This is a genomic window from Peribacillus sp. YIM B13482 (assembly GCF_042787975.1).
GTDB lineage: Bacteria > Bacillota > Bacilli > Bacillales > DSM-1321 > Peribacillus > Peribacillus simplex_A.
On sequence record NZ_JBHZPF010000023.1, the window covers coordinates 27,647 to 54,396 of the forward strand.

Below are 26,750 nucleotides of genomic sequence, written 5' to 3' on the forward strand. Positions count from 1 at the left end.
ACCTTCATTACTTGACCTTTATAAAAACTACCTGTATAGTCTTAATTAATTTAATAGACAACTCTTATCCAGAGAGGTGGAGGGACTGGCCCTTTGATGCCTCAGCAACAGACTGATCATGTACTGTGCTAATTCCAGAAGTGTAGAAACTTGAAGATAAGAAGAGTATATAGCTTTGCTGCCAACACCTCTTCTTATTTTTAAGAAGAGGTGTTTTATTTTTAGGCTCTTTTCGTAAAGATTGTTGTTTTTAAAACGAAACTATTTAAGGTTGATTGGAGCGGAAGTGCGAGACTCCTGCGGGAGCAGCGGGACAGGTGAGACCCCACAGGCGTTTACGCCGAGGAGGCTCACCGCCCGCCCCGCGGAAAGCGAGCATCTGGAGGGGAAATCAACCACAACTCACTACCTGATAAATAGCAACAGAGTATGTGAAAACAGCCTATTTTTAAAAGGAAAGAAGGAATGCAACATGTCAATCACATTAACGAAGGCACCATTCAGGGCCGATCACGTCGGAAGTTTATTAAGACCAGAACGTTTACATATTGCCAGGAAGCAATTTAAGGAAGGTACCATTTCAGCAGAGCGGCTTCGTGAAGTTGAAACCGAAGAAATCAATCGGATTGTCGAAAAACAAATTGAAGTTGGATTGGAGGCCGTGACGGATGGTGAGTTCAGACGAACATGGTGGCACTTTGACTTCCTCGAACATTTAAATGGCATCGAGGGATATGTGACTGAAAAAGGTCTCACATTCGATGGTGTCGAAACAGAGAGATATAACGTCCGCAATACCGGGAAGGTTTCATTCAATCCCGAACATCCCTTCATTCGTGATTTCATTGAATTGAACAAAATCGTGAACGGACGCGCCGTTGCCAAGCAAACCATTCCCAGTCCGAATCAATTATTTGCTGTAGGCATTCATAATGAAGACATCTACCCTGATATTGAAGACTATGCTAATGATATCATCAAAGCGTATCAGCATGCTTTGAAGGCTTTTTATGAAGCAGGTGTACGTTATCTTCAATTGGATGATGTATATATAGCCAGACTTTCAGCTCCAGATTTCCAGTTCAAAGATGGAAAATATACGAGGGAACAGTTAATCGATCTTGCACTTCGCGTAATTAATGGCGCATTGGAAGGCAAACCAGAAGACCTTGTCGTCACTACACACCTATGTCGTGGGAACTACCAGTCGACTTGGGCGTTTGAAGGAAGCTATGCCCGTATCGCCCCAACTTTATTGGCAAAAGAAACAGTGGATGGATTTTTCTTGGAATATGATGATCAACGCTCAGGAGATTTCAAGCCATTGGAATACATTCCAAATGGCGGTGCACGGGTCGTACTGGGTGTCGTCACTTCAAAAAATGGAGAAATCGAAGACAAGGAAGCTGTTAAGGCACGCATTGAAGAAGCCTCGCACTTCGTTCCTCTCGAACAATTATGCTTAAGTCCGCAATGCGGATTCGCCTCCACCCATCACGGCAACAAGCTGACCGAAGAACAGCAATGGGAAAAGCTGAAATTCGTCGTTGATGTAGCAAAAGAAGTATGGAAATGATTTTTTAGCGGAGACTTTAATTCTGATTTACAGGATTTGAACAACCTAATCGGCCCGCACTGATAAGGGAGCCGATTAGGTTCTTGCAATAATACATTTCCATTCCTTTAATGACTCTTTAGATAACGGTATCAAGTTTTGCTATTTATGAAACTAACGATGAATGATAAAACCATTTGACATATCGATAATTCTCGATATAATGAAATGTATGAAAACAATCGAGATATTTAAAGCATTATCCAATGAATCCAGGTTGCAAATCTTACAATGGCTCAAGGCGCCTGAACTCCACTTCACCCCTCATGAGGGAATAGACATGAAGGAAACCGGCGTTTGCGTAAGTCAGATTACGGAAAAATTAAACATGACCCAGTCCACGGCCTCTCAATACCTCTCGATGCTTCTTAGAGCAGGATTGATTAAAACGGAGCGGATAGGAAAGTTTACGTATTACAAACGAGATGAAGAGGCAATCTCAAAAATTACTGATTTCTTGAAAGAAGAAGTATGAAAATGAACCTGATCCGTACATTAGAGGGTTGGGTTCATTTTTCTCTCTAACATTTCGATATTTCGCGATATGTTTATTTTTTATTCATACATATTAACATATAACGATATGTCTTTATATAAAATTAATAATCATTAATGAGGAGTGAATCTATTTTGCTTAATACATGGAAAATTTACATGTTAGCGATTATCAGTTTTTTAGTAGGAACATCCGAATTCATCATATCCGGAATTTTGGATAAGATTGCGGATTCTCTTGGAGTGACCCTTGCTGCCGCAGGACAGCTCATTACAATTTTCTCCCTTGTCTACGCAATCGGTACACCCATTCTCATGGCTTTGACAGCAAGTTTAGACAGACGAAGATTAATGTTGTATTCCCTTGGACTATTCGTAGTGGCCAATCTGCTTGCCTTTCTATTACCAGGCTTTGGACCTTTTCTATTTGCACGCATAATCATGGCACTTGGTGCAGGATTGGTTGTAGTCACCGCTCTGAATATTGCCGCTCAGCTTGCTCCGCCAAATAAACAAGCAAGTTCTATTGCGACAGTTGTCATGGGGTTTACAGCTTCCCTTATCATTGGCGTACCTCTCGGAAGAATCATGACAGATGCATTCGGGTGGAAATCCGTCTTTGGCGGAATCGCCCTATTCGGCCTGATTGCCATGATCGTTTTATTCTTTACCATTCCTCCTACCAAAGGGGATAAACCAGTACCACTTCTCCAGCAGCTGGCCCTTCTTAAAAAAAGGAAAGTTGCCCTTGGATTATCGATAACCTTCTTCTGGCTTGGCGGATACTCGATAGCTTATACCTATCTATCCCCTTACTTGCTATCCGTATCAGGGATAAGTGACTCTCTACTTAGCACGGCCTTGCTTATATTCGGTATCGCAAGCTTGATCGGATCAAAGTTTGGCGGTTATAGTACGGATCGATGGGGTGTATCATTTACACTAATTGGCGGTATGGCGCTGCATATTATGATGATCATCATGTTATCCATCGTTACGAATTCATTGATGGGCGTTTTGATAATCCTTACATTATGGTCGTTCGCAGCATGGTCATCAGGGCCGACACAGCAATATCATTTAGCGACCCTTGAACCTGAATCATCAGGAGTCATGCTCGGTCTGAATCAGTCGATGATGCAATTGGCCATGGCGGCAGGTGCTGGAATTGGCGGTGTTGCTGTAGAACAAGTATCCCTTGCTTCCATAACCTGGATCGGTGCAACAGGGGTTGCCATTGCCATGGTCATAGTTCTGGTCCTTTCAAGTTCATCGTCAAGCAGTAAAATAGCACAATCCATAAAATCCTAGACCGTTATATAAACATTCATCATAAGGCTAGATTTTAGCCTTATGATAAATCCTAAAGCTGAAAGCAAACAAAAAAGGAACGGTCAACTAGCACGTCCCCTTTTTACTTGCAGCTATCATCATCATCCATTTTCTTCACAAATATATCATCCGTCACCCTATCTTCCAGCTTGTTCCTCAAGGCCAATTCCGCAGCCTTTCCATCACTAGGCGACCCGTCCGCGAAATACATCGGAAACAAGGAGAAAAACATAATATAGAAGGAAAAATAGATGAATTGATACCAGATCACCGAGCTGTCCAGGATATTCTGATACACTAAGCTATATATGATCAGCATGCTGACTAAATTAAAGATAGCCCCCCCTAAATATATCAGCGTATTCGTCAATCGATTATCATGTTTTAATCCCTTGAACTCGCAGGTCCCATTCCAAAAATAATATTTCCTCACCTCTATGTTCCGAAAGGCGAAAAGTTTATTACCACAACCGATCAAGATCTTCTTTTCTGATCCCCCAAAGATCGTAACAAAGAAAATATGCCCGCTCAAATGTATCAGCGTAACGATTGGCATGATCAAAAAAAAGGAAAATAGAAATTTAATGATATCAGAGAGACCAAACATGTTTAAGCAACCCTCCTTACCAGGATGCTACTCTGATACCCTGCCCACATTAGTTATAACTAGTAAATTTTCACAGCAGGTATGTGTGGATTTCCATAATGATAAGAGAACAATTTCTTCATCCACCAACTTAAATTTGACTGTTTCCAATCCGACCGGACTCCTACTTAATTCGTCCTATCTCCGTTTAATTCGTCCTATCTCCTATTTTTCGGCCTTTAATATGAGCCTATTGATAAACAAATAAAAGCCGGACAATTTAATTGTCCGGCTGATTTTACTTTACGCTTGTTCATTCATATTTTTTGTCAAAGTCAAATTCAACTTCATCAAGTTTAACGAATTTAGTTTTTCTTACCAGTTTATAGCCAAGCCAAAGGCCAAGGAAAAGCGGGATTCCCAGGTATGCAGCTATCACACTGCCCCAATCGATCTGGTCTGAGAAAAAGGCTTGGATATTTTGGGACAGGATGACGATCATGCCAATTAAAATGGCGAAGATCGGTCCAATCGGGAACCATAATGCCTTATATGGAAGCTTCTCCAAAGAATTGCCTTGAGCGATGAATGCTTTGCGGAAACGGTAATGGCTGATGGAAATGCCGAGCCAAAAGATAAATCCTGTTATTCCAATCGCATTCATTAACCAAATATACACTTTACCATCACCGAATACGGAAGCTAAAAAGGCTAGCATTCCGATGGAGCACGTCAAAATCATTCCTGCAACCGGTACGCCGCGTTTATTAAGTTTTGCAAAAATGCGCGGTGCTTGTCCATCTTTTGCCATTGAATATAACATACGCGTAGATGCATATAGACTAGAGTTACCTGCTGATAATACAGCTGTTAAAATGACGGCATTCATAAGCGAAGCTGCAAAGGCCACACCAGCCTTTTCAAATATGAGCGTGAACGGGCTTACCATGACGTTATCCCCTTGTAAACTTGAATTCGTATAAGGGATAAGCAGTCCTATCACAAAGATTGCCAATACGTAAAAGAGCAGGATTCTCCAGAAGACACTTTTAATGGCCTTTGGTATATTCCGTGCAGGATCTTCACTTTCACCGGCAGCCACGCCGACAATTTCGGTACCCTGAAAAGAAAAGCCAGCCGCTATGAATACGATGAAGACACCCATGAATCCACCCGGGAAAGGAGCGTCGTCGACTGTGAAGTTTTTAAAACCTACTGCTTCTCCACCCATGATGCCGACAATCATTAGTATTCCAACGATTATAAAAATAACGATGGCCGTTACTTTTATGAAGGAAAACCAGTATTCCCCTTCACCGTATCCTTTAACGGATAAGTAGTTTAATAGGAAAATGAGCACCAAGAATGATGAACTCCACAACAACGATGGACTATTCGGAAACCAAAATTTCATGATCATTGTTGAGGCTGACAACTCAGCCGCTATGGTCATCGACCAATTGAACCAGTACGTCCATCCCAAGGCAAACCCAAATGCCGGATCGACGAATTTCGTTCCATAGGTACTGAATGAACCGCTTGTCGGCATAAAGGCGGCCAGTTCCCCTAAGCTGGTCATCACGAAGTACACCATTGCCCCAACTAAGGCATAAGCAAGTAATGCGCCGCCTGGTCCAGCTGTATGGATAGCTGCCCCGCTGCTAAGAAACAGTCCGGTGCCAATAGCCCCTCCAATGGAAATCATCGTTAAATGACGAGATTTTAAACCGCGCTTTAATTCCTGTTCTTCCTGCTTTGGAGGATGCTGTAAGATGTCGTTTTCTTGTTTTGGTATCATAAATTTTCATCCCTTTCTATATAAGCGCTTTCATTTATGGGGAAATCCATTTAATAAATTTTCCTATTTCATCGACCTTCAAATAGAGCTAATTTACAATCGAATATTCCTTTTCTGATATATATGCAAGTTCTATGCCAGAATTAAAAAACCGCAATATTCAACAAATTATCAAAAAAAACGACTTAAATAGACAAAATATTTTGCACTTTACGCCACGGTTTTTTGCACTTTATGCCACGGTTTTTTGCACTTATAAAAAAGCAGGATTTTTAACGGGGAAAATATTAAGATCCTTTTACATAATTGAAATATTACTGTAAGAATATTCAGAAATAACAAATCTACCAAAAACCATTTTTCTCCATTTTATACCTTTAAATGTCATATTTTTCGCGAGTTTTCTCCATTTGATAATAATATGAAATGATGCAAAAATGAGGTATTCTCATGAGGGAGTTGAGTGTTTATGAAAGGTAAGGTATTTTTAGGAACTGCACTATCCATCGGTCTATTATTTTCTGCTATTCCCCATCAAGAAGCTTTAGCGGCAAAAAATGTGTTAAGTGTTGAAAAGTACAATAAGCATAGGGATTCGCTAGAATACAAGTCTGGGAAGCTTACGGAACCCTCAAAGCAAACGGCAGAAGATATCATTCTTACCTTTTTTGATGAGAACAAAAAGTCTTACAAGCTAGAAAAGCAAAAGGCGAAGGACTCCTTCACGATCGAGAAAGAAAGCAAGGACGAACTGGGCAATACCGTCCTTAAATTGCAACAAACCTATAAAGGCGTACCAGTATGGAATTCCACACAAGCCGTATTGATTGACGCTAAAGGTGTATTGACCGTCGTGTCCGGTACGGTTGAAGCCAATCTAAACACGAAATTAGGGAAAAAGGCTAAAAAAGGCATCAGTAAATCAGAAGCTATCAAAATAGCGGAAGCAGATCTTGGGTTCACTCCTGCCTACGAACAATCACCTGAATCTGAGCTATATGTATACGCAAATGAAGGCAAGGCCGATTATGTATATAAAGTCAATTTGAAATTCTTAAGTCCGGAACCAGGAAATCATAATTATTTCATTTCAGTCAAAACGGGTAAAATCCTGAATAAATATAATACATTGGATGAAGTGACGGGGACCAACTCCGTCGGAACGGGCACTGGCGTCTTAAACAACACCGTATCGTTGAACACTACCTTATCCAACGGTCAATACTATTTACAAGACAATACACGCGGCAAAGGCATCTACACGTATAACGCCAATAACCGTTCAAGATTGCCTGGTACACTCTTTTCGAACACGACAAATGCTTTTACTACTTCTACCGATAAAGCTGCGGTGGATGCCCATTTTTATGCAGGTAACACCTATGATTATTACAAATCCACATTTGGACGGAATTCTTATGATGGAAATGGAACCATCCTGAAATCAACCGTCCATTATGGCTCAAGATACAATAATGCTTTTTGGGATGGCACCCAAATGGTTTACGGTGATGGAGATGGCACGACGTTCATCCCATTGTCCGGCGGGCTCGATGTCGTTGCGCATGAATTGACGCATGCCGTCACTTCCTCGGAATCGAACCTTACCTATCAATATGAATCCGGTGCTTTGAATGAAGCGATATCTGATATTTTTGGCACTGTCGTAGAATTTAAGAATCAAAGTGCCAAAGCGGATTATTTGATCGGAGAAGATATTTACACACCTAACATTTCCGGTGATGCACTTCGCTCGATGGCTAATCCAACATTGAATGGGGATCCTGACCATTATTCGAACCGTTATACAGGAACGGGTGATAATGGCGGAGTCCACACGAACAGCGGAATCATTAATAAGGCAGCTTATTTAATCTCTGCAGGCGGAACTCACCATGGCGTGAGTGTATCCGGAATCGGCATCGATAAACTAGGAACCATCTTTTATCGGGCAAACACAACATATTTAACTTCGTCGTCTACTTTTTCACAAGCCAGAGCGGCCGTCATACAAGCGGCCTCTGATTTATACGGTTCTAGCAGTGCAGAAGTCACAGCTGTCAAAAATGCCTTTACAGCTGTCGGTGTGATTTAAGGGATTTACCTATATGACCGACACCTCCCTAGCTTCACTTCTAGCGGAGGTGTTTTTTGTATGTATATATATTTTCCGGCCGAATGATCACTTTTTTCGGCCTTCATGTGAATTATTCCGTCACACGGAACCTATGATAAAAGGTAGGGCCTCAATAGATTCCCAAAATGAGTGTGAAAATGATTATTTCCGTAAAATAGTTGCTTTTCTCCTTATTAACTGTCAAGCTTAGATGATCTGGACTATATTGAATAGAACAAGTAGGTGACGAACATGATTGAAGTTAAAACTTCCACACTCAGTGATGGTGAGTTCAATAGAGGCGTATTCGCAACACAAGACATTAAAAAAGGTGAGCTTTTGCATGAAGCACCTGTCATTGCTTACCCAAACGAGGAGCATGTTTTCATAGAGAAAACATTGCTTGCTGATTATGCATTTGAATATGGAATTAACCATACTGCCATGCTTTTAGGTTATGGCATGCTGTTTAATCACTCTTATACACCAAATGCTACGTACGACATCAACTTTAAGAATCATACGTTTGATTTCTTTGCTTACACTGACATAAAGGCAGGAGAAGAAATCCTGATTAATTATAATGGTGAAGTCGATAATGAGGATCCGCTTTGGTTCAATAAAGAAGATAATGGTGAAGATGAAGCTGAATGATCATTGATCATTCATGAAAGCACTTGTACTTTTGACAGGCCTGTCCAAGGTCTTCGGAAGAAACGAGTGCTTTTCATTTTCCTTTCACCGGGTTCTAATTAATGGAGGTCTTCTTTGAAGTCAGGTAACACGCCATTAACCCGTTATTTTTTTTAACCAGTCGGATCGGGGGAAGAATGGAAAAGTGAAGATGTTTGATCAAAAAGGGAGCAATGAAAAAAAGCCCCATCAAATTGTATGATTGAGCAACCTGATGGGGTTTTTCATCTTAATGAGCGGATGGGTCACTTGATTTTGATTTAGTTAATGATTGGAGTTGGCTCTTAACCTTATCAATGGTTTCTGGTGTGGCTAGCGATTTTATTTGATTCATGGTTTTTTCACGAGTTTTCTTATTGCGCATTAAAAATGCTGCAGCTCCTATCAGGACGGTTCCAATCATTTTGTTTGATGGCATGTGAATTTCCTCCTTCAAGTTAGTTATAGTTAGTATTCCCTCTATCAACTGATTTAAACTAAAGCATCCTGTTGTGTGCGGTTTCCCTTTTACTTATCCAAATTCAGACTTTCAATATACTTTATGCTTTCAGGGCTTTTCACCACTTTTTCAGCTTGATCCGGGTCTGCCTTCGTTTGCTTCATAGTGTAGAATTTATATGTCAACACTCTTTTCACTGACTCGTTAATTCTATCTATTGGAACTTCTCCTGCTTTTACAGCTTCGAGTAATCCGTTATATACCTCAAGTTCATGGGAGTATTCATGACAGACAAGTAATAAATCAGCTCCTGCAAGGATTGCTTGCTTCCCCATCTCTTCATAAGAGAAATACTTGTTCACAGCTCCCATTTCCAAATCGTCCGTGACCACAAGCCCTTCATACTTAAGTTTCCCCCGAAGCAGGTCTTCTATGATGACTTTAGAAAGGCTTGCAGGTTTTTCTTTATCATAGGCTGGATATTTAATATGGGTCACCATCACGAAAAACTTTTGGTTATCCATTTCACTTATGATTTGCTTGAAAGGATAAATATCCGAGTTTTCTAGATCAAGTTGGTTTGTTTCCACTGACGATGTTTCGACATGCGGATCGATTTCGCTGCGTCCGTTTCCTGGAAAGTGCTTCAATGCACCAGTTATGGATACATCATTCAAGCCTTGAATGGCTTTCTTTCCGTATTGATAGACCTTTTCCGGATCTTTTCCAAATGAACGCTCATCCGTTTTCGATAGATCAAGAACAGGGGCGAAATTTATGTTAATCCCCATTGAACCAAGTTCTTTCCCATTCAATTTTGCCACCTTGTACATGTCTTCGACAGATGCATTTTTCCCAAGGTCCTTTTGCGCCGGGAGTGGCGATACCCGTTCCCTCATCCGGATTGTGTCCCCGCCTTCCTGATCGACGGCCACCATGAGAGGAAGCGGATGTAAGCTTTGATCGGCTGTTTGCTGTAGCGAATTGGATAACTTAGCCACTTGTTCAGGCGATTTCATATTGCGGTCAAAATAAATGACGCCCCCTATATGTTTTTGTTCGATAAGCTCCGTAATTTCACTGTTTTTTTCAGTTCCGTTGAAACCGACCATCATAAGCTGTCCGATTTTCTCTTCAAGCGTCATTTTTTCAAGCATTTTTTCTATTTTCTCATGGTTATCCGTGTTGGCATCGAAGTCTTTCCCTTTACCCTCTTTAGAATTCGCATCCATATTCAACTGAATGAACAACACTGTAAAAAAAGAGAGGATTGCGATAAAGGCCAGACCCAAATATATATTTTTTTTCTTCATGCTTTGCCTTTCTTTTGGGGACCTGGCATTTCAAAAGCGTTTCTTTTCTTCATTGATTCTTCCTCTTCAAATAGTACTTCATCATTCATACTGCCCGTCCTTCCTTAACTGCGTATTTATTTATCCCACACCTGACAACATGATTTCGTAGAACACTCTCTTAATCATGTTCATAAACGGACAATTCTATAGCATCATTGAGTATTTTTTGCATAAAGCATTTGCCACGTACCATACTACATACATACCCTATTTCAAAGGAGATGCCCCCATGGATGGAATCTTGAAGAATCTTGCCGAAACCTTCAGTCATGCAGTCGATTATGCAAAAGCAAAAATAACAACAATTACAGGAACAACTTCTGTTACAATAGTGGAATTGAGTGAGCACATCATCAATCAGCCTGAAACAAAACTAATAAGGAAAGACCTTTTAGGTATCCCCTTTTCTTTTTATCATTTACAAAAAGAAGATGTTACGTACTATGTGGAAATGAAAAGCTCACAAATTCTCCAGTTGGATGTTCTAGCGCATGACCATATCATTGTGTCGTACAGGTCTTATCGAGATAAATCCAACTTACCGACGGCGATTAGATTTCCTAAAACCCTTTTATCCAGATGACTCTGATTTATACTGCGATAATAAATAATAAAAAGCTGATATCCCCTTACATAAGGGGTTATCAGCTTTTTTCATATGGTTCCAACTGCTATAGCGAGAAAAAACGGTCCCTTTCCCTCGAAATCCATTTCTCAGCATCTTCTTCGTCCTTTTTAACTAAGCGGTTAACGAGGATATCATGCCAAATGTAATTTTCGAGAAAATTAATATGAATGGGATCATCTGTGTAAAACGCCGTTTCTCTCGTTTCCGAAGAAGGGCCGTAAATCGTCTCCTTGCCATCAATGGATAGGATGAACCATTTGTTCTCTCCTATATTGTCCACATAGCTGGTTTTACGATGTATATCTAAACCTGATAATGGGTGTTCAACCTGAAATACAATCCCCTTGAGAGTGCAATGTGCAGCTACCCCCTTAAGCTCTTGTTCAAGTTTCCCATACATCTTGTCCCATAAGGAAACTACCACCCTTCTCTCCGCTTTTTGAATCAAAGTACGGCAAAAGGATAGGATATGCGCTTCACCCTTAAGCGTCATTACACGATTGTCGGCCATGGGCTCGATTTTCTCGAATTGCTTTAGTGTATGGCTGATGGATTGATAGGTATTGTTCCATTTCGATTGGACGGATTCCAAAAACACATCGACTGGTAATGGTGAATATTGTATCGATTCATTGATTTCCTCTTTTAATACGACTCCTTCTTCTAGAAGTCCATTTAATATTTCATAGATACGTGCCCTGGGAATTCCAGATTCCTTGCTTACTTGATAGGCACTGGTTGGACCTTGGCGAACTAAAGAAACATAAGCCTTTGCTTCATATTGACTAAACCCGAGAGACTGTAGTTTTTGAATGATATCTTGCATAGTACCTCCTAGTGCATTAAGTAAGTTATATGCCTATCATACCAAATCTCCTACCGAAATCTATTCGATTTCAAAAGGTATGGGAACATAACTCATCATATTCTTATTTACAGAAAGATTTTAATTAGTTACTATCTAAATAGTGACTAATTAAAATACTTTGGGTTATGGCTGCCGCAAAAGCAAGCATTTCGGCCATAATGCCCTTGATACGGAGGCTTCTTGGATGGAAGATATACAAATTTCAACACTCTTGCTGCTGATGTTTTTTGGCTTTTTGGCAGCATTCATTGATTCTGTGGTCGGCGGCGGTGGCCTGATTTCCATACCCGCTTTATTATTTTCTGGACTTTCCCCAACGGCTGCGATTGCAACGAATAAGTTAGCAAGTTCCATGGGGGCTTTAACAAGTACAATTGCCTTCATTCGTTCAGGTAAGGTTGATTTTCGGTTCGTGGCCAAACTTTTCCCATTTATTTTTATAGGATCGTTACTGGGTGCCTGGGTCGTCAATTTCGTCTCACCCGAATTATTAAAACCACTGATCTTAGTTCTTTTACTAGCTATAGCCATTTATACCTTTTTAAAAAAGGACTGGGGACAAGAATCGACTTACAAGAGGCTCACATGGCAAAAGGCAGCACTATTTGCGTTCGCTATATTTGCCATTGGTTTTTATGATGGATTTTTAGGGGCTGGAACGGGATCTTTCATTTTGTTTGCCTTTTTAATGATTGGCTTTGATTTCTTGCATTCTGCAGGAAACGCAAAATTTCTAAACTTCGGAAGTAATCTGGCAGCACTGATCATGTTCATATTTCTTGATACCGTCAACTTTTCCTATGGAATACCGATGGGCATCTCCATGATAGCAGGAGCATTGGCAGGTTCTAAATTCGCCATTAAGAAGGGAGTGGCATATGTAAGAGTATTATTCATCATCGTTACCGTCATCCTGATCATGAAAAATATAATTGATTACTTAATGGGGAGCTAAATAAAAATTCCGGTTACATCAGAAAAATAGAATACAGCACCTGATTCCCTCCACAGAATGTGACATATAGGAATTATTTGGGTATATGATAGGTATAGAATGTGTGGAAAGGTGTGATTTGGATGATTGAAAAGTGGAATGGGGAAGATATGGCCGATGTATCAGGGCAAACCATTGTGATTACTGGTGCAAATAGTGGACTTGGCTTCGAAACGGCTTATGCCCTGGCCGGTAAGGGGGCAGAGATCATTCTTGCCGTCCGGAATGCTTCAAAGGGTGAAAAGGCGGTCGATAGAATCATCTCGGTGCATCCTAAAGCAAATGTACGCGTGATGCAGCTGGATTTAGGTGATTTAAGCAGCATTCGGCATTTTGCTGATTCCTTTAACGAAAACTATGATTCACTCTCCGTCCTTATCAATAACGCAGGTGTGATGATTCCGCCATACAGCAAAACGAAGGATGGTTTCGAGCTGCAATTCGGCAGCAACCATCTCGGTCATTTTGCTTTGACAGGCCTCCTTCTTCCGCGTATCCTTTCTACACCAAAATCGCGGGTCGTCACATTGAGCAGCTTGGCCGCCATCAATGGATTCATAGACTTCGGAAATCTAAATGGTGAAAACGGTTATAAACCGATGAAATACTATGGGCAAAGCAAGCTGGCCAATCTTCTCTTTGCCCGCGAATTACAGAACAAATTCAACCAGCATGAAGCAAACCCGATTAGCGTTGCCTGTCATCCGGGCCTTGCCCATACTAATCTCATGTCACGCGGATCTGGCAAACCCATGAATAGGTTCGTCCACTTTCTTTCCAAAACCTTCACCCAGCCGGCAAATATGGGAGCACTCCCCACTCTTTATGCCGCAACGGAACCAACCTTAACAGGCGGGGAGTATATCGGACCCGATGGAAAGAAAAGCAGAAAAGGCTTTCCTAGAAAAGATACTATCATCGATACCTTGTATAATGAAGAAACTTCGAAAAGATTATGGGATATTTCGGAAACCATGTCAGGGGTCAAATATTGTTTCAGTGAAAGCATTACGCCAAAATGACTCAATATTTTAAAGGGTTCCCTCTTTTCGTATATGTGTATCTCTAACAAAAATGCTGCCCTCTAATTTACATTTAAAAAGGGCCATGAATTAGGACAGACAAGAAACAGACGGTATGGGGAAATTATAAAGGATCCACAGGTGGTTCTATTGTAAAGATGTAAAAAGGAGTGGGGAGCATGAACAAAAGTGGTAGCTGGGATCTTTGTGTTGGAACAATGGGTATGTGTCATTCTTAACCATGCTCCTGCAAAAGAAGTAAAATCGACAATCAAAGCCGGAGTTCTAGACAGCGAGAAAGGGCCCCCGAAAAGGGTTCTTTCTATATTTGCTTTGCTCTAATGAAACGATTTCTTCAAATAGGTTTACTTTCATTAGTTACTATACAAAATGGGCTTATAGTTTAAGTCTGCTGCCCTTTAAATAGCAAAAAGAAAGAGGGAGCATATGCCCCCTCTTTTCACTTCCATTATTCAGCGTCAAAAACTTCGACTTTTTCCATTTTGTCGCCATTTTTCATAGCTTTAGCCGTTTCAAGTCCAGATGTCACTTTACCGAATACTGTGTGAACACCGTTAAGATGCGGTTGTGGCGCGTGCACGATAAAGAATTGGCTTGAGCCAGTATCTTTTCCAGCGTGTGCCATCGATAGGCTGCCTGCCTCATGTTTGTGAGGGTTTCCTACTGTTTCACATTTGATTTGCTTGCCGCTTCCGCCTGCACCTGTACCTGTAGGATCTCCGCCTTGGCTTACGAAACCAGGGATTACACGGTGAAAGACTACACCATTATAAAATCCTGTGTTTGCTAAGTTTTCGAAGTTAGCCACTGTGTTCGGTGCTTCGTTCGGGAAAAGGTCGAATTCGATCTTTTCTCCATTTGTCATAAGTATGTATCCTTTTTTAGCCATGTAAAACATCTCCTTTAATATGAACTGAATCAAATCTAATAGTAACATTTTTAGAAGTAGAAAGAAAAGGAAGCGCTACTTATTTCGAATTTCATCATTATACTTTTTGACGTTTTTTCTTCTATAATGGAGTAGATTCAGTATAAAAGGGGGAACAAACCATGTTACAGCAATTTGATGCATTGGTTGTAAACAAGCAAGATGATCGATTTTCCGTTAACATTCAGCAACTATCACTTGATGATTTGCCGCAAGGGGAAGTGCTCATCCGTGTCCATTATTCCGGTGTGAACTATAAAGATAGCCTTGCCAGCATTCCGAATGGAAACATTGTCAGCAGCTATCCGATCGTTCCAGGAATTGATATGGCTGGTATAGTCGTTTCATCTGAGGATTCCCGGTTTCAGGAAGGCGACGAAGTGATTGCGACCTCCTACGGGATTGGCGTTTCACAATCCGGCGGCTACGGTCAATTTGCCCGTGTTCCAGCAGATTGGATCGTTCCACTTCCTGATGGCCTTACACTGAAAGAGGCGATGATCATCGGAACTGCAGGTTTCACTGCTGCCTTATCAGTTCTGCGCCTTGAAGAAAATAACCTCACTCCTGATCAAGGGAGCGTTCTCGTCACTGGTGCAACTGGCGGGGTCGGCAGTTTCGCTGTCTCGATCCTTGCCAAACTTGGCTATTCAGTGGAAGCAAGTACAGGAAAGGAATCGGAACATGGATACCTAAAGGAAATCGGAGCGACGACCATTGTATCCCGTGAAGAAGTATATGATGGCAAGCTTCGGGCACTTGGCAAACAGAAGTGGAGCGGGGCGGTAGATCCCGTCGGCGGTGAACCGTTAGCCTCGGTCCTTAGCCAAATCAAGTATGGCGGATCTGTGGCGGTAAGCGGATTAACAGCTGGCACAAGCCTTCCTGCCACCGTCTTTCCATTCATCTTAAGAGGTGTTAATTTACTTGGGGTCGATTCGGTCAATTGCCCGATGGATACAAGATTGCAAGTTTGGCATCGCCTTGCCACCGACTTTAAACTTGCACATTTAGAACAGCTCGTTCAACAGGAAATTACTATTAAAGAATTGCCTGACATCCTTCCTACCCTATTAAAAGGGGAAGCAAGAGGCAGAACGATCGTTAAGCTATAATCCAAAAAGTGACGAAAGCATGGCTTCTCGTCACTTTTCATTGTGAGCTCTCATTGAGGGGGAGAATGATTTCTACAATCGTCCCTTTTCCCACTTCGCTACTGAAATGAATTTCCCCATTATGCCCATGAATGATTTTAGTACTGACCATGAGCCCCAACCCTGTTCCTTTTTCCATGGTGCTATAAAAAGGCTGCCCCAAATGCTTCATGCGCTCTTTTGAAATTCCACAGCCTTGATCAATGAATCGGATCATCGCGTAGACTCCCTCATAGTTTAACTGTATATGAAGTTTGCCGCCTTTCGGCATGGCTTCAATCGCATTATTGACGACATTCGTGAAAACCTGTTTTAACTGATTCGGTTCGCCAATGACCGATCCCAAACCCGTATTATATTCCTTGATTATTTCAACATCATACAATATCGCTTGAAACTCGGCTAATGTAATCACACTATCCAAAATATCGTTAAGCTGAATCGATTCACAAACCTTCGCTTCAGGCTCTGCTAAACTTAAAAATTCATTGGCCAGCATTTCAATTTTCTCAACTTCGCTGACCGTCATTTCAAGATAGTCCTTTTGCTCAGGGTATTCGCTTAATAATTGTAAAAATCCTTTGACCGTAGTTAATGGATTTCTTATTTCATGTGCGATACCCGCAGCCATTTGTCCAACGGCCGATAACATATTGGATTTACAAAGCAGCTCTTCGGTTTTTTTACGCTCCGTAATATCCCTGCAGAATACCTGTATCGCTGGATGACCTTTATAAATAATCGGAAGACCGAGTGTTTCTCCATAAAATACTTGTCCGTCAAGTCGAATGAACTTTTGTTCCAGTAAACCAACCGCCTGATAATCGTCCCTCATTATCTCGATTCTTTTTTGTACACTTTCCCGGGAATCCAGGTGAACGAACTGAAAGACCGACTTACCGATAATATCTTCCACACTATCCATCCCCAGCATTTTTGCCCCCATGGGATTCATATACTCTATTATCCCATCACGATGTACAAAAATCGCTTCAGGTGACACCTCCACTAAACTGCGATATCTTTGCTCACTTTCCTTCAAGGCAGCTTCAGCAAGCTTTTGGTTCGTGATATCCCGATAAACGAAGACCAGTGCGGACGGCTCATATTCATTATCCCGGATATTAAACAGGGAGATGCTCACATTGATTAACCGGCCATCCTTCCTTTGCCTGACCGTCTCAAAGCCTTTCTTTTTTACCCCTGCCCTAATTTGGTCATGCAATTCCTTGGCTGATTCCTTCAAGAATTCAGGAATAATTGGATATGGCATGCCAATGAGCTCATCATTCTTCCAACCGAAAAACTTTTCAAAAGCGGCATTTACTTGAAGGGTCTTTCCTTCCAGATCAACAATGGATATGGCGTCCGGGTTGTTCTCCATGAATGACTTAAGTGTATCATCCACCGACTGTTCTCCCATTTGCCCTTGTCCATAATTAATAAGCCTTTTACTCATCAAATTTTTTTATTCCTTTCTTATCCGGAAATTTACAGTCTCAATTTTACAGTATCAGTAAATCATTTGCCAGTTTTATCATATGATATTATCCTATTTAAAGATTGATGCACAAAGAGGCCAAACCCCCATAAGGTTCAGCCTCTTCCTTAAAATGTACTATAAATATTTTCACATTCTGCACCTGTTGGTTCATAAAAGCAATGAAGCTTGAAACGCCCAACGAGGGGCTGATTATACCAGGTTGCCGGACAATCTCCCTGTGGCCTGAAGTACCATAGACTAAATTTCGAGGGCCATAGCCTTTCACCATTTATACTGCGACGTGCAAGCCTTATTTCCCTTTCTCTTGCTCGTTGATAAAAATACCCCTTCTGCACAGCTTCAAAGGCATGTTCCTGATAAATCATGTCTGGAATCGTCCTCAACCCTTTGAAATCGGAACAATTAGACCTAATCCGATTGATCCCTACATTCCCGATCATCAACATGCCTTGATCACCTTCACCCTCGCCTTCAGCTCTAAGCAATCTTGCCAATAAGGCACGATCGGCTGCAGTGTTCTTTACAACAGCCATCCTATCACCTCCACTTTTTCATCCTATGCCCCAGAGATGGAAAAATACTCCGTTTTTTCACAAAACCTTCATATAAAGTACACGTCCCATCAATATTAAAACATTATACTTAAGTAAGGCTGGGTAGCACGCGTGGCTATCATGGTATTTGGCGAAGGCGGGGCCAATACTTTCTTTTTACATATAAAAAGGCGACACATATTGTGCCGCCTTCAAGCTGTAGACAAACTCGATAAATAATTGAGTTTGTCTACAGCTTTTTTGAGGGTTTGTAACTTTTGAATGTTGATTGGAACGTAGGGCACTCGCTTTTTGCAGGAGTCCCGCACACCCGTTCCTTAGTTCTAAACAGTTGTTCGTTCGGTAAATATAAGGTAAAACTTGGTCTCAAGGAACCAGTGACTGTAAATGTCGCTGGGGCCGTACAGGACATGCAAAAATCCATAGACGAACAGACAAAAGTCATTGGTTGAACAAATCCAGAAACAGCAAGAATATATAAATAACAAACTAGAAGAAAAAGACAGAAGATTAATGGCAGGTATAAAAGAAAATGAGGAAAGTATAAAACAGGTTGCCGTTACTAATCATGAAGAAGAGAAGAAGGGGTGCTCGCCCGCCTTTTTGGTAAATAGATAGTATTTGTTACTGTAAAAATAAGTTGAGAAGTAAGGCGTAGGCAATAGCTTACGCTTTTTTCGTTGTTGTGAACAATACATCTGTAAGCTTGGTGAGCTATTCGAGTTGAGAGGGTCATTTATAAGTAAATATAAATGCTTGGCAGCATACTTTAGAACAAGGTTATAGGCGTGGGAAGAGAGAAAAAAATAAGAATTACAAATAAAAGACATCTACAATTTCAGAACTTACTTCGGTATTTGATTGAACTGGTTCTTTTATTTCAGAAGCAAAAGCTTTTGAAATAGGTGTAAAGGCTGAAAATAACATTACACTAGCAACAGCCGGAACTATAATTCTCTTAACATTAATTGCTTTAACTTCAATCTTTTTCATTGTTTCATAACCCCTTTTAATCAAATTAGGCCATATTAACAAGTAAACCATATTGTATCAAATTAAATTAGTAGGTTATTGCAGAACTGCTGTAGAAAGTTAATATAGCATTCCATTCCCTTAGATCGGGAGGTTTCCAAATTGGAAAAACAATTATTTTATAACTTGCGATGCGAAGCAGATGGAATAATGAAGCTTTATAAAGAGTTTCGATAAGGAAGAAGAGAAAGAAATTAAAGAAAGTACTTCAAATTCAATAAAAAATCAAAAAGGTTTCGGAATGAGAACATTCCGAAACCTTTTGTTCAACAGCCTGAGGCGGCACATATTGTGCCGCCTTTTACTCTTGCCCCATCATTATTTCTCTTCAAATGCCGCTTCAAACGCCAATGATACCTTTTCGAACTCTTCATCCGATTCGATATCGAGCAGCTCACCTTCGCCTTCGACCCTGAAAAAGAAAATATCGATATCTTCCTCTGTATCTTCTTCAATATCTTCAAGCAAACCTACTGCTACATATTCCGTTCCTTCTACATCCAATGATCCTAAAACCTCAACTTCATGGCCTTCATCATTGTCATCAGTAAGGGTGAAAACCTCACCTTCACGAATATTACCCATATTACCTCTCCTCCCATATCCATTAAATAATGGAGTTGTTTCCATAGTATATCGACTATTCCATATAGAAACAAATTTTTGCCCTGGAAAAAAATAAATTCTTTTCTTTTCAAGAAAATAATCCATTAAAATGGGAAAATACCCCTAAAAAGCGAACGAAATATTAATACCTTACCAATATATAGTATAGACGGAAGGAGATTATAGGATGAGTGACCAAAATGATTTAATTTCCAGCATCAAACTTTTCTTAAAGGGAGAGAAACAGGCATACGACGAGCTATATGAAAAAACTATTCAAAGTGTCTATAGAAACGTTCACTTTCTTATAGACGAAAAAGCGGATATTGACGATGTGATTCAGGACATCTACATAGAGGTCTATAAGTCTCTTCGTAAATATGATTGTGAAAGACCTTTCAAACCATGGTTAATGGGGATTGTCATACGGCAGCTTCAAACCTATCGACGGAAAAGATGGATGCGCCTAAGGATTTCTAAAAAGGCAGAAGCAGAAGTAGCAGTACGAATCAATGTTCCAGATTTTTCTCATGACATTGTTGATAAAATTTCTAATCAACAACTCGTAGATTTAGTAAACCAGTTACCTTACAAGCTAAAACAAGTCGTAATTCTTCGCTACTTAAATGATTATTCACTAGAAGAGGTAGCCAGAATTTTAGAAATCCCGATTGGAACCGTTAAATCCAGGATTCACGCTTCTTTAAGAAAGTTGAATGCGAAAGGAAAAGAAAGTAAATTATTTTTAGAGAAAGTGAGGAATGTATAATGAACAATCTTCATAATCAATTAAGGGAAGCGTTATATGAAGAAAGTAAGAGCCTAAATCCTTCACCAGAACTAAAAGTGAAAGTAATGAGTACAATAACAACTAATCGAGGAAAAAGAAAAAAATATTTAATAACAAGCGTGCTAATTGCTTCACTGTTACTCCCAACCAGTGCTTTCGCCTATCAATCCTTCCTGGCTGATGATCTATACGGATCATTCGAGCAGGTAAAAAAGCATTTGGCTAATGCTACCATGGAGGGATACCTCCTTTTCGATGCAAAACTGTCCCAAGCTAAAGGTGAATTGGGAAAAGAAGAGTATGCTGATTTCAAAGAATTATTACATGTAGTAACTGAGTCTAAGCTAGACTATGGAGATGCAAACGGCAATATTGATTACGACCAACTTCCTTCAAGAAAAATCGCTGAATTAAAAACAGCTTTTATGGAAATACAGCCATATTTTGATAAATTAAACGGACTAGTATCCAGTGAAGAGTTGTTAACGGCTGAGGAATACGAAACGTATATTGAGGCTCTTATGACATATGAAAAAATTGCCGTGCAAAGTGGGAGTGAAAACGGCTCAGTTAATGTCGATGACTTACCTGCCAATCTTCAAGCTGAATTTCAAGAAGCAAGGGATTTCATGGATTATGTAAATGAGATGCAAATTCAATGAAGTAGAAAGAGTTCTCCACTATACATGTATAGACAATACTTTTCTTCATTAAGTATTGTCTATTTCTTTATCAATCATTTTCCACGATTCACCAGCCAATTCTTCCTTCATCCATCATTTTTTAATAATCAGAAAAACACTACCCCGAAATTGTAATTTTATTACGAATAATGTTATATATACTAATACTTTCATATTGTACTAAACAAAATTAGGAGGAAGTTCCTTGGCTATAAAAAGAGTCGATCATATCGGAGTTGTTGTAAGAGATCTTGAAGAATCCATAACCTTTTATCAGGATGTATTAGATTTAAAAGTGAAATCGCGGGTGCTACATACTAATGGTGTAATCCAACTAGCATTCCTTGGATACAATGATTCAGACGAAACAGAAATTGAATTAATTCAAGGTTATAGCGACACACTGCCATCCGAAGCAACGATCCACCATTTTGCAATTACTGTGGATGATATCGAAGAGGAATATGACCGGATTAAAAGTTTAGATAACATCGAGCTGATTGATGAAGAAATCGTCACCCTTCCAAATGGTTATCGCTATTTCTACATATATGGACCAGAAAAAGAGTGGATTGAATTTTTCCAAAGGTAAAATTTGATTAATAAAAAAGCAGAGTTGATAAAACTTCTGCTTTCTTTACGTTATCTTACCTTACCTAAACCGAACTGGTTCTCTCACGCCCCCTTTTCGTGCCTTAATTTCTGAACAAGCATTAAAGTTAGTAAAATAAGATTACGCCATACACTTCCTTTAAGCTAGGTTAGACATGAAGCGGCCCTTGGTTTATTAAGGGCTCTTATTCTCATGAACGATTCCTCTTTGTAACTAACAAAAAATCATACATCCTACTTCTCAAATTGTCTTATTAACCGATTTAATATTATATACTCTGACTGCTTAAAGCTTTCCTTTTCAAAATAAAAAGTTGATTCAAGGAACCTTCCCCCTGAATCAACCTTGCTTTTCTCCCCGCTTCACCAGCTTGCCTTTTTGACACCTGGCAGTTGCCCTTTATGAGCAAGTTCCCTAAAAACGATACGTGACATGTTGAATTTGCGCATATATCCACGGGGCCTTCCTGTTACTCCGCAACGATTGTGAACCCTTGTCGGCGAAGAATCACGCGGGAGTTTGGCCAATGCAGCATGATCCCCCTTCCCCTTCAATTGCGTTCTAAGTTCTGCATACTTTTCGACCATTGCCAACTGTTTTTGTGCTTTTACCACCTTGGATTTTTTAGCCATTTTAATCTCTCCTTTTTAAACATAATGATTTTATAAATTGGCTCTTTTCGTAAAGATTGTTGTTTTTAAAACGAAACTATTTAAGGGTGATTGGAGCGGAAGTGCGAGACTCCTGCGGGAGCAGCGGGACAGGTGAGACCCCACAGGCGTTTACGCCGAGGAGGCTCACCGCCCGCCCCGCGGAAAGCGAGCATCTGGAGGGGAAATCAACCACAACTCACTACCTGGTAAATAGCAACAAAGTATGTGAAAACAGCCTATAAATTCTATAAACTGTTCACAATTCGTTCCGCTGCCTGTCTTGCTCCAGATATATTCCTGGATATCGGTCCCATTTCAAGTTCAGCCAATGCACCCGTGACATATAAACCAGGTCCCCACTGCAACGACTGCGATACAATCGGATAACCACATTCAGCAAGGCGTAAATCATGCGACTGGATGACTGGCGTTAGCCAATCCTTCCCTGGCATTGAAGACTTAAAGCCGGTTGCTAAAAGGATCGTCCCTGTTTGTTGGATAACCTTTTCGTTTTTATCCCTGAGGCTAATATGCCCGTCCCTCCACACAGCGCTTATCACTTCAACATCCATGACACGCAATAATCCCTGTTTAACCTGATTCATCAGCACTTTATGTAAGTCAGGTGGAATGGATCCCTTATAACGGGCATGGATAATGGCTTCGCGTCTTTATTGATAGCTTGTTATAGCACGGAAAGGACGCTGTCTTTTCGGCCCCAACCAACCAGGATCACTGTCGAAATCATGAATTCTAAACGGATGCCGCTTTAGTACCGTTACTTCATTGGGATGGATCTTACTCAGCTTTAAAGCCAGATGGACAGAAGATATGCCTCCCCCAATGATCGTGATGGGTCCATGTAATTGTGTCAGCTCCGGAATATTTTCATCGAATATGTGAAAAATGAAGCCCTCATGCTTTGTTTTAATTGCAGTGCCCAATCCGGCCAATAATGCTGTTCACCAATACCAATTGAAATCACGAGTTTTTTCCCTGCAAGTCGTCGCTTGTTTTGCAATTGTACTTCCCAGCCCTGTCCCGTTTTACAGACAGACGTGACTTTCCCTTGCACCCATGCCTGCTTAATAGATAAATCATCTGCAACGTGAGCACAGTGTTCATTGAAGGATTGTAGGGATGGACGCTTATATTGGCCATAAAAATTATTGTTCCAGTCTGCTTTTTCCACATATTTCTGCAGGCTGAATGGATTCACATCCAGATGGTGTACGGATGGTGAACGTAAATATGGCATTGAAATCACTTCCGTACAATGCTTCCATCTCGCCAATGGTTCTTCATTTCTATCTACAATCGCCAGCTGGTCCACTGTCGTTTTTCCTGACTTTAGTAAAAATGTGGCCATCGTCGTACCTTGAATGCCTCCGCCAATAATGATCCATTCCAACATGAACTTCCCCCCTTTTACATCCATTCTCTTCAATAAAACATAATCATTACGATTTAAACCTCGGAATTACTTCGTTTCTCGGTGAAGCGTGTGTTTCTTTAAACGCGGGCAGTACTTTTTCAATTCGATTCGATCCGGGTTATTCCGCTTGTTCTTCGTTGAGATATAATTTCGGTCCCCTGATTCTGTGCATGCTAAAGTAATGTTTACTCTCATGTTTGTTCCTCCTAAGTTTATTAATGAACTATTTCCGTAAATGCAGGTAATGGATCTTCATACAGAGACCAATCATGCTGCAGCTCTATTTCCGTCAATAAGCATTGATCTAATTCATTTTCGATTTTCTGTTGATTCATTTGAATGCCAATCAACACTAGTTCCGTCATCCGGTCTCCGTAAATATCATCCCAGCGTTCCAATAATTCAGGTTCATCCTGCAGTATCTGCTGTTGTTCATCTTTAGGATAAGCAGCAATCCATTTACCTGCTCCCTCGATCATTAATGACGGTCCTGCCTGTGATAGCAGGCCAGCTGTATCATTTCTTGATGCCAACCAAAGGAAGCCTTTTGCCCGCACAACTTCCACCGGCCAACTTTCCAACCACGTCATCAGCCGCGATGGATGAAATGGTTTTTTCCTTCTGTAAACGAAGGAGGCAATCCCATATTCTTCGGTTTCTGGAATATGCTCTTCATTTAATTCCTTTATCCAACCCGCCCCTTGGCTTGCCTTTTCAAAATCAAACAGATGGGTGTTCATGACTTCTTTTAACGGCACCTGGGAATGATCCGTTTCTATAATCCGCGCATCCGGGTTTATTTTTTGAAGGACCCCATTTAACTCCCCTATATCTTCGGGCTTCATTAAATCCATTTTATTTAGAAGTATTACATTGGCGAACTCAATTTGATCAATCAATAGATCAACCACTTCCCTCTGATCGGCCTCATCATTTGCCTGCATTCGATCAATAAGAGTTTCCCCTGAAGCGTAATCCTGCCAAAAGTTCTTCGCATCAACAACGGTGACCATCGTATCGAGCCGACAAAATTGTGATAAATCAATTCCCACGTTTTCATCAACATACGTGAAGGTTTGGGCGACCGGAACAGGCTCACTGATACCGGTCGATTCAATCACGATATAGTCGATATTACCTTGTGTGGACAGCTTTTCCACTTCAATCATTAAATCCTCACGAAGCGTACAGCATATGCAACCGTTCTGCATTTCCACCAACTTCTCATCTGTCCGGGTAAACCCTCCCTGTTTAACAAGGGAAGCATCAATATTGACCTCACTCATATCATTGACGATGACGGCAACCTTCAGATTCTCCCGATTTTCAAGGATATGATTCAGCAGTGTCGTTTTTCCTGCGCCAAGGTATCCACTCAAAACTGTAACAGGGATTTTCTTATTTCTCATTCACAAACACTCCTTAGCTTTTTACCCACCCGCAAATCAAAATCATTACGATTTATTCGATAGAATTATTCTCTTGTTTAGTACTACTCCTTTATAATAAAACGTAATCATTACTATTTGCAAGTTTTTTTCAAAATTACCTCTCGAATATTTCCTGAACGAGTTTATCGCCATTGCTCCAAATACAGCAGCATGGGCACTCACGTAAAAAATTCATCTGTGCAGAAATTCCAAAAATACACTCCATCGTTTTCGCCGGCCTTGACTGTATAAGTTATTTTATTATTAACGAATTGAATTAAAGTAAGTTTATAAAAATAAATAGAAGCCCAATCACACCTAACAACATGTGTAATGAACCTCCAGTGCGGCTTTATAATTTATTGTACTTCCATATAACAGCTGATCATCAGCAACGTTTCATTATCCAATTCATTTTTCCTTTTTTAAGAAGAACCTTTAACGTATTACTTTGTTGCAAATCGAGCAACAAACTTTTTGGTTCATATGCTTATTCCGCCATTTCCCACTCTGAAGATTTTACTGTCTCTTGTTCAAAAGTTTCACTCTCTCTCTGTTTAGCCAGTTTAGAAGCTTGTGACACGGACCATGTTAAATTCCCAAAGGCAATCACTGTCCCGATCGAGATAACTAACACCTTTTTACAAAGTATTTTCTTCAATAGCAACCTCCTGAAAATGTATTGGATTACTTTAAATATAAACCAACACTGTTAACCTAACATTAAGCGACTGTAAATGTACGGAACTTATATTTGTACATAAGTTGTAAACTTTGTTTGCCCACAAAAAAAAGCTGATTGCATGCGCAGCCAGCTTTTTTTCCTTATTTATAGAACACTTTGTCGACGTTGTATTTAGCATGAAGTTTATTGATCATGTACGTTTCATAGATATCACGTTCCATAGCGTCTTCGACTATAAGAATGTCAATTTTCTTGACTTCATTACGATGCTCTTTAATCGGAGAAACATTATCCTCGAAATGCTTCTTGACCCTTTGTCTTAATTTACGAGCTTTTCCGACAAAAATCAGTTCATCATTTTCATTGTAAAACAAGATGATGCCGCCTTTATCACGGGGAATCAAATGAAAATCGATAAACCCGTAAATTTCAGGAATGACAGCTTCGTCTCCTTCTATAACTTGTTTTCTTTGTTTGATGCTTATATCCGCTGCAGGGATTTCAATTTTTATCATTACAATTCACGTCCTCTATTTGTATAAGGTGAAACTTTCAATCGGAATCAAAACTCCGGAAAATGGATAAATTTCACGCCAGGCACACTTAAAGGTAAATGGTATCATAATTATGAATGAAAAGCCATGTATCCCTTTAATGGTTTAGATTCGATGTCGATTCAGCATTAAATATAAAGAAGAAGACTCGCTGAGAGCCTCCTTCT

30 protein-coding genes and 1 riboswitch are annotated in these 26,750 nt (G+C 40.3%); of the genes, 13 read left to right on the plus strand and 17 right to left on the minus strand.

Features of this window, described 5'->3' with window-relative positions:
- Positions 1–61: 61 nt before the first annotated feature.
- Positions 62–163: riboswitch (SAM riboswitch) on the plus strand.
- A 309-nt stretch (positions 164–472) separates the two neighbouring features.
- The 3 genes from ACFX4L_RS12925 to ACFX4L_RS12935 all read left to right on the plus strand — a co-directional run bounded on the left by ACFX4L_RS12925 (position 473) and on the right by ACFX4L_RS12935 (position 3,421).
- Positions 473–1,576 carry a 5-methyltetrahydropteroyltriglutamate--homocysteine S-methyltransferase gene (locus ACFX4L_RS12925; protein WP_098372307.1) on the plus strand — a complete coding sequence of 368 codons (1,104 nt, stop codon included), beginning with the start codon at positions 473–475 and terminating at the stop codon, positions 1,574–1,576.
- Between the two features lie 211 nt (positions 1,577–1,787).
- Positions 1,788–2,090 carry an ArsR/SmtB family transcription factor gene (locus ACFX4L_RS12930; RefSeq protein ID WP_061466270.1) on the plus strand — a complete coding sequence of 101 codons (303 nt, stop codon included), beginning with the start codon at positions 1,788–1,790 and terminating at the stop codon, positions 2,088–2,090.
- A gap of 155 nt (positions 2,091–2,245) precedes the next feature.
- Positions 2,246–3,421 (plus strand): MFS transporter, encoded by a 1,176-nt coding sequence (locus tag ACFX4L_RS12935; RefSeq protein WP_377405340.1) that lies wholly within the window; start codon positions 2,246–2,248, stop codon positions 3,419–3,421.
- A gap of 103 nt (positions 3,422–3,524) precedes the next feature.
- On the opposite strand, the gene ACFX4L_RS12940 is transcribed toward ACFX4L_RS12935, so the two are convergent.
- The gene (locus tag ACFX4L_RS12940; protein WP_061465365.1) at positions 3,525–4,049 is read right to left on the minus strand and encodes a hypothetical protein; all 525 of its coding nucleotides are present in this window, start codon (positions 4,047–4,049) and stop codon (positions 3,525–3,527) included.
- Between the two features lie 292 nt (positions 4,050–4,341).
- The gene (locus ACFX4L_RS12945) at positions 4,342–5,826 is read right to left on the minus strand and encodes an amino acid permease (RefSeq protein WP_089361799.1); all 1,485 of its coding nucleotides are present in this window, start codon (positions 5,824–5,826) and stop codon (positions 4,342–4,344) included.
- Between the two features lie 469 nt (positions 5,827–6,295).
- On the opposite strand from ACFX4L_RS12945, the gene ACFX4L_RS12950 reads away from it, so the two are divergent.
- Both ACFX4L_RS12950 and ACFX4L_RS12955 read left to right on the plus strand, forming a co-directional pair.
- Positions 6,296–7,921, plus strand: coding sequence for a M4 family metallopeptidase (locus ACFX4L_RS12950; protein ID WP_377385856.1), 1,626 nt, complete (start codon positions 6,296–6,298; stop codon positions 7,919–7,921).
- 273 nt (positions 7,922–8,194) lie between these two features.
- On the plus strand, positions 8,195–8,596 hold the full coding sequence (locus ACFX4L_RS12955; protein ID WP_056523115.1) for an SET domain-containing protein: 402 nt from the start codon (positions 8,195–8,197) through the stop codon (positions 8,594–8,596).
- 268 nt (positions 8,597–8,864) lie between these two features.
- Here ACFX4L_RS12955 and ACFX4L_RS12960 read toward each other — a convergent pair whose 3' ends face one another.
- Positions 8,865–9,053 (minus strand): hypothetical protein, encoded by a 189-nt coding sequence (locus ACFX4L_RS12960; protein WP_284469387.1) that lies wholly within the window; start codon positions 9,051–9,053, stop codon positions 8,865–8,867.
- A gap of 89 nt (positions 9,054–9,142) precedes the next feature.
- On the minus strand, positions 9,143–10,387 hold the full coding sequence (gene nagZ / locus ACFX4L_RS12965; protein WP_284469386.1) for a beta-N-acetylhexosaminidase: 1,245 nt from the start codon (positions 10,385–10,387) through the stop codon (positions 9,143–9,145).
- Positions 10,388–10,658: 271 nt separating this feature from the next.
- Between nagZ and ACFX4L_RS12970 the strand changes: the two genes are divergently transcribed.
- On the plus strand, positions 10,659–11,012 hold the full coding sequence (locus ACFX4L_RS12970; protein ID WP_284469385.1) for a hypothetical protein: 354 nt from the start codon (positions 10,659–10,661) through the stop codon (positions 11,010–11,012).
- A gap of 88 nt (positions 11,013–11,100) precedes the next feature.
- Here the strand turns inward: ACFX4L_RS12970 and ACFX4L_RS12975 are convergent, their stop codons facing one another.
- Entirely contained in the window at positions 11,101–11,883 is a 783-nt protein-coding gene (locus ACFX4L_RS12975) for a TrmB family transcriptional regulator (protein WP_284469384.1), read from the minus strand.
- Between the two features lie 226 nt (positions 11,884–12,109).
- Here ACFX4L_RS12975 and ACFX4L_RS12980 point away from each other — a divergent pair, with 226 nt between their 5' ends.
- Both ACFX4L_RS12980 and ACFX4L_RS12985 read left to right on the plus strand, forming a co-directional pair.
- Entirely contained in the window at positions 12,110–12,880 is a 771-nt protein-coding gene (locus ACFX4L_RS12980; protein ID WP_284469383.1) for a sulfite exporter TauE/SafE family protein, read from the plus strand.
- A gap of 122 nt (positions 12,881–13,002) precedes the next feature.
- A complete protein-coding gene (locus ACFX4L_RS12985) occupies positions 13,003–13,941 on the plus strand; it encodes an oxidoreductase (RefSeq protein ID WP_377405342.1) in 939 nt (312 codons plus the stop codon).
- Positions 13,942–14,410: 469 nt separating this feature from the next.
- Here ACFX4L_RS12985 and ACFX4L_RS12990 read toward each other — a convergent pair whose 3' ends face one another.
- Entirely contained in the window at positions 14,411–14,851 is a 441-nt protein-coding gene (locus tag ACFX4L_RS12990) for a peptidylprolyl isomerase (RefSeq protein ID WP_089361807.1), read from the minus strand.
- A 161-nt stretch (positions 14,852–15,012) separates the two neighbouring features.
- Here ACFX4L_RS12990 and ACFX4L_RS12995 point away from each other — a divergent pair, with 161 nt between their 5' ends.
- The gene (locus ACFX4L_RS12995; RefSeq protein WP_377385868.1) at positions 15,013–16,005 is read left to right on the plus strand and encodes an NADPH:quinone oxidoreductase family protein; all 993 of its coding nucleotides are present in this window, start codon (positions 15,013–15,015) and stop codon (positions 16,003–16,005) included.
- A 37-nt stretch (positions 16,006–16,042) separates the two neighbouring features.
- Here the strand turns inward: ACFX4L_RS12995 and ACFX4L_RS13000 are convergent, their stop codons facing one another.
- On the minus strand, positions 16,043–17,503 hold the full coding sequence (locus ACFX4L_RS13000) for a PAS domain-containing sensor histidine kinase (RefSeq protein WP_377405344.1): 1,461 nt from the start codon (positions 17,501–17,503) through the stop codon (positions 16,043–16,045).
- Positions 17,504–17,652: 149 nt separating this feature from the next.
- Entirely contained in the window at positions 17,653–18,081 is a 429-nt protein-coding gene (locus tag ACFX4L_RS13005; RefSeq protein WP_061465376.1) for a cell wall hydrolase, read from the minus strand.
- 278 nt (positions 18,082–18,359) lie between these two features.
- On the opposite strand from ACFX4L_RS13005, the gene ACFX4L_RS13010 reads away from it, so the two are divergent.
- A complete protein-coding gene (locus tag ACFX4L_RS13010; RefSeq protein WP_284469380.1) occupies positions 18,360–18,554 on the plus strand; it encodes a hypothetical protein in 195 nt (64 codons plus the stop codon).
- A gap of 361 nt (positions 18,555–18,915) precedes the next feature.
- Here ACFX4L_RS13010 and ACFX4L_RS13015 read toward each other — a convergent pair whose 3' ends face one another.
- Both ACFX4L_RS13015 and ACFX4L_RS13020 read right to left on the minus strand, forming a co-directional pair.
- Positions 18,916–19,095 carry a hypothetical protein gene (locus ACFX4L_RS13015; RefSeq protein WP_377405346.1) on the minus strand — a complete coding sequence of 60 codons (180 nt, stop codon included), beginning with the start codon at positions 19,093–19,095 and terminating at the stop codon, positions 18,916–18,918.
- 357 nt (positions 19,096–19,452) lie between these two features.
- Complete coding sequence (locus ACFX4L_RS13020) at positions 19,453–19,719, minus strand: DUF1292 domain-containing protein (protein WP_377385877.1); 267 nt, start codon at positions 19,717–19,719, stop codon at positions 19,453–19,455.
- A 208-nt stretch (positions 19,720–19,927) separates the two neighbouring features.
- On the opposite strand from ACFX4L_RS13020, the gene ACFX4L_RS13025 reads away from it, so the two are divergent.
- The 3 genes from ACFX4L_RS13025 (at position 19,928) to ACFX4L_RS13035 (ending at position 21,805) form a co-directional block, all read left to right on the plus strand.
- Entirely contained in the window at positions 19,928–20,509 is a 582-nt protein-coding gene (locus ACFX4L_RS13025) for a sigma-70 family RNA polymerase sigma factor (RefSeq protein WP_377405348.1), read from the plus strand.
- Positions 20,509–21,192 carry a DUF3600 domain-containing protein gene (locus tag ACFX4L_RS13030; RefSeq protein ID WP_089361815.1) on the plus strand — a complete coding sequence of 228 codons (684 nt, stop codon included), beginning with the start codon at positions 20,509–20,511 and terminating at the stop codon, positions 21,190–21,192. The genes ACFX4L_RS13025 and ACFX4L_RS13030 overlap by 1 nt, the downstream gene beginning before the upstream one ends.
- Positions 21,193–21,418: 226 nt before the next feature.
- On the plus strand, positions 21,419–21,805 hold the full coding sequence (locus tag ACFX4L_RS13035; protein WP_061465380.1) for a VOC family protein: 387 nt from the start codon (positions 21,419–21,421) through the stop codon (positions 21,803–21,805).
- 383 nt (positions 21,806–22,188) lie between these two features.
- On the opposite strand, the gene rpsN is transcribed toward ACFX4L_RS13035, so the two are convergent.
- The 7 genes from rpsN to ACFX4L_RS13070 all read right to left on the minus strand — a co-directional run bounded on the left by rpsN (position 22,189) and on the right by ACFX4L_RS13070 (position 26,550).
- Positions 22,189–22,458: a 30S ribosomal protein S14 gene (gene rpsN, locus ACFX4L_RS13040; protein ID WP_377405350.1), complete on the minus strand. Its 270-nt coding sequence runs from the start codon at positions 22,456–22,458 to the stop codon at positions 22,189–22,191.
- A gap of 266 nt (positions 22,459–22,724) precedes the next feature.
- On the minus strand, positions 22,725–23,084 hold the full coding sequence (locus ACFX4L_RS13045) for a hypothetical protein (RefSeq protein WP_377405352.1): 360 nt from the start codon (positions 23,082–23,084) through the stop codon (positions 22,725–22,727).
- Between the two features lie 266 nt (positions 23,085–23,350).
- Complete coding sequence (locus tag ACFX4L_RS13050) at positions 23,351–23,893, minus strand: FAD/NAD(P)-binding protein (RefSeq protein WP_377405354.1); 543 nt, start codon at positions 23,891–23,893, stop codon at positions 23,351–23,353.
- A gap of 66 nt (positions 23,894–23,959) precedes the next feature.
- Positions 23,960–24,109 (minus strand): 50S ribosomal protein L33, encoded by a 150-nt coding sequence (gene rpmG, locus ACFX4L_RS13055; protein ID WP_061465383.1) that lies wholly within the window; start codon positions 24,107–24,109, stop codon positions 23,960–23,962.
- Positions 24,110–24,129: 20 nt separating this feature from the next.
- Entirely contained in the window at positions 24,130–25,323 is a 1,194-nt protein-coding gene (locus tag ACFX4L_RS13060) for a GTP-binding protein (RefSeq protein ID WP_377405356.1), read from the minus strand.
- 511 nt (positions 25,324–25,834) lie between these two features.
- Entirely contained in the window at positions 25,835–26,005 is a 171-nt protein-coding gene (locus ACFX4L_RS13065; protein WP_377405358.1) for a hypothetical protein, read from the minus strand.
- Between the two features lie 164 nt (positions 26,006–26,169).
- Positions 26,170–26,550 carry a nucleotide excision repair endonuclease gene (locus ACFX4L_RS13070; protein WP_176431821.1) on the minus strand — a complete coding sequence of 127 codons (381 nt, stop codon included), beginning with the start codon at positions 26,548–26,550 and terminating at the stop codon, positions 26,170–26,172.
- Positions 26,551–26,750 lie beyond the last annotated feature (200 nt).

Bases quoted from the DNA above. Each gene is read 5' to 3' on its own strand.
- ACFX4L_RS13060 (WP_377405356.1), bottom strand. From the start codon at position 25,323: ATGAGAAATAAGAAAATCCCTGTTACAGTTTTGAGTGGATACCTTGGC.
- ACFX4L_RS12995 (WP_377385868.1), top strand. From the start codon at position 15,013: ATGTTACAGCAATTTGATGCATTGGTTGTAAACAAGCAAGATGATCGA.
- ACFX4L_RS13015 (WP_377405346.1), bottom strand. From the start codon at position 19,095: ATGAAAAAGATTGAAGTTAAAGCAATTAATGTTAAGAGAATTATAGTT.
- ACFX4L_RS12940 (WP_061465365.1), bottom strand. From the start codon at position 4,049: ATGTTTGGTCTCTCTGATATCATTAAATTTCTATTTTCCTTTTTTTTG.
- ACFX4L_RS13030 (WP_089361815.1), top strand. From the start codon at position 20,509: ATGAACAATCTTCATAATCAATTAAGGGAAGCGTTATATGAAGAAAGT.
- ACFX4L_RS13005 (WP_061465376.1), bottom strand. From the start codon at position 18,081: ATGGCTGTTGTAAAGAACACTGCAGCCGATCGTGCCTTATTGGCAAGA.
- ACFX4L_RS12990 (WP_089361807.1), bottom strand. From the start codon at position 14,851: ATGGCTAAAAAAGGATACATACTTATGACAAATGGAGAAAAGATCGAA.
- rpsN (WP_377405350.1), bottom strand. From the start codon at position 22,458: ATGGCTAAAAAATCCAAGGTGGTAAAAGCACAAAAACAGTTGGCAATG.
- ACFX4L_RS13045 (WP_377405352.1), bottom strand. From the start codon at position 23,084: ATGAATCAGGTTAAACAGGGATTATTGCGTGTCATGGATGTTGAAGTG.
- ACFX4L_RS13050 (WP_377405354.1), bottom strand. From the start codon at position 23,893: ATGTTGGAATGGATCATTATTGGCGGAGGCATTCAAGGTACGACGATG.
- nagZ (WP_284469386.1), bottom strand. From the start codon at position 10,387: ATGAAGAAAAAAAATATATATTTGGGTCTGGCCTTTATCGCAATCCTC.
- ACFX4L_RS12925 (WP_098372307.1), top strand. From the start codon at position 473: ATGTCAATCACATTAACGAAGGCACCATTCAGGGCCGATCACGTCGGA.
- ACFX4L_RS12950 (WP_377385856.1), top strand. From the start codon at position 6,296: ATGAAAGGTAAGGTATTTTTAGGAACTGCACTATCCATCGGTCTATTA.
- ACFX4L_RS12975 (WP_284469384.1), bottom strand. From the start codon at position 11,883: ATGCAAGATATCATTCAAAAACTACAGTCTCTCGGGTTTAGTCAATAT.
- ACFX4L_RS12960 (WP_284469387.1), bottom strand. From the start codon at position 9,053: ATGCCATCAAACAAAATGATTGGAACCGTCCTGATAGGAGCTGCAGCA.
- ACFX4L_RS12930 (WP_061466270.1), top strand. From the start codon at position 1,788: ATGAAAACAATCGAGATATTTAAAGCATTATCCAATGAATCCAGGTTG.
- ACFX4L_RS12980 (WP_284469383.1), top strand. From the start codon at position 12,110: ATGGAAGATATACAAATTTCAACACTCTTGCTGCTGATGTTTTTTGGC.
- ACFX4L_RS12970 (WP_284469385.1), top strand. From the start codon at position 10,659: ATGGATGGAATCTTGAAGAATCTTGCCGAAACCTTCAGTCATGCAGTC.
- ACFX4L_RS13025 (WP_377405348.1), top strand. From the start codon at position 19,928: ATGAGTGACCAAAATGATTTAATTTCCAGCATCAAACTTTTCTTAAAG.
- ACFX4L_RS13000 (WP_377405344.1), bottom strand. From the start codon at position 17,503: ATGAGTAAAAGGCTTATTAATTATGGACAAGGGCAAATGGGAGAACAG.
- ACFX4L_RS13020 (WP_377385877.1), bottom strand. From the start codon at position 19,719: ATGGGTAATATTCGTGAAGGTGAGGTTTTCACCCTTACTGATGACAAT.
- rpmG (WP_061465383.1), bottom strand. From the start codon at position 24,109: ATGAGAGTAAACATTACTTTAGCATGCACAGAATCAGGGGACCGAAAT.
- ACFX4L_RS12985 (WP_377405342.1), top strand. From the start codon at position 13,003: ATGATTGAAAAGTGGAATGGGGAAGATATGGCCGATGTATCAGGGCAA.
- ACFX4L_RS12945 (WP_089361799.1), bottom strand. From the start codon at position 5,826: ATGATACCAAAACAAGAAAACGACATCTTACAGCATCCTCCAAAGCAG.
- ACFX4L_RS12955 (WP_056523115.1), top strand. From the start codon at position 8,195: ATGATTGAAGTTAAAACTTCCACACTCAGTGATGGTGAGTTCAATAGA.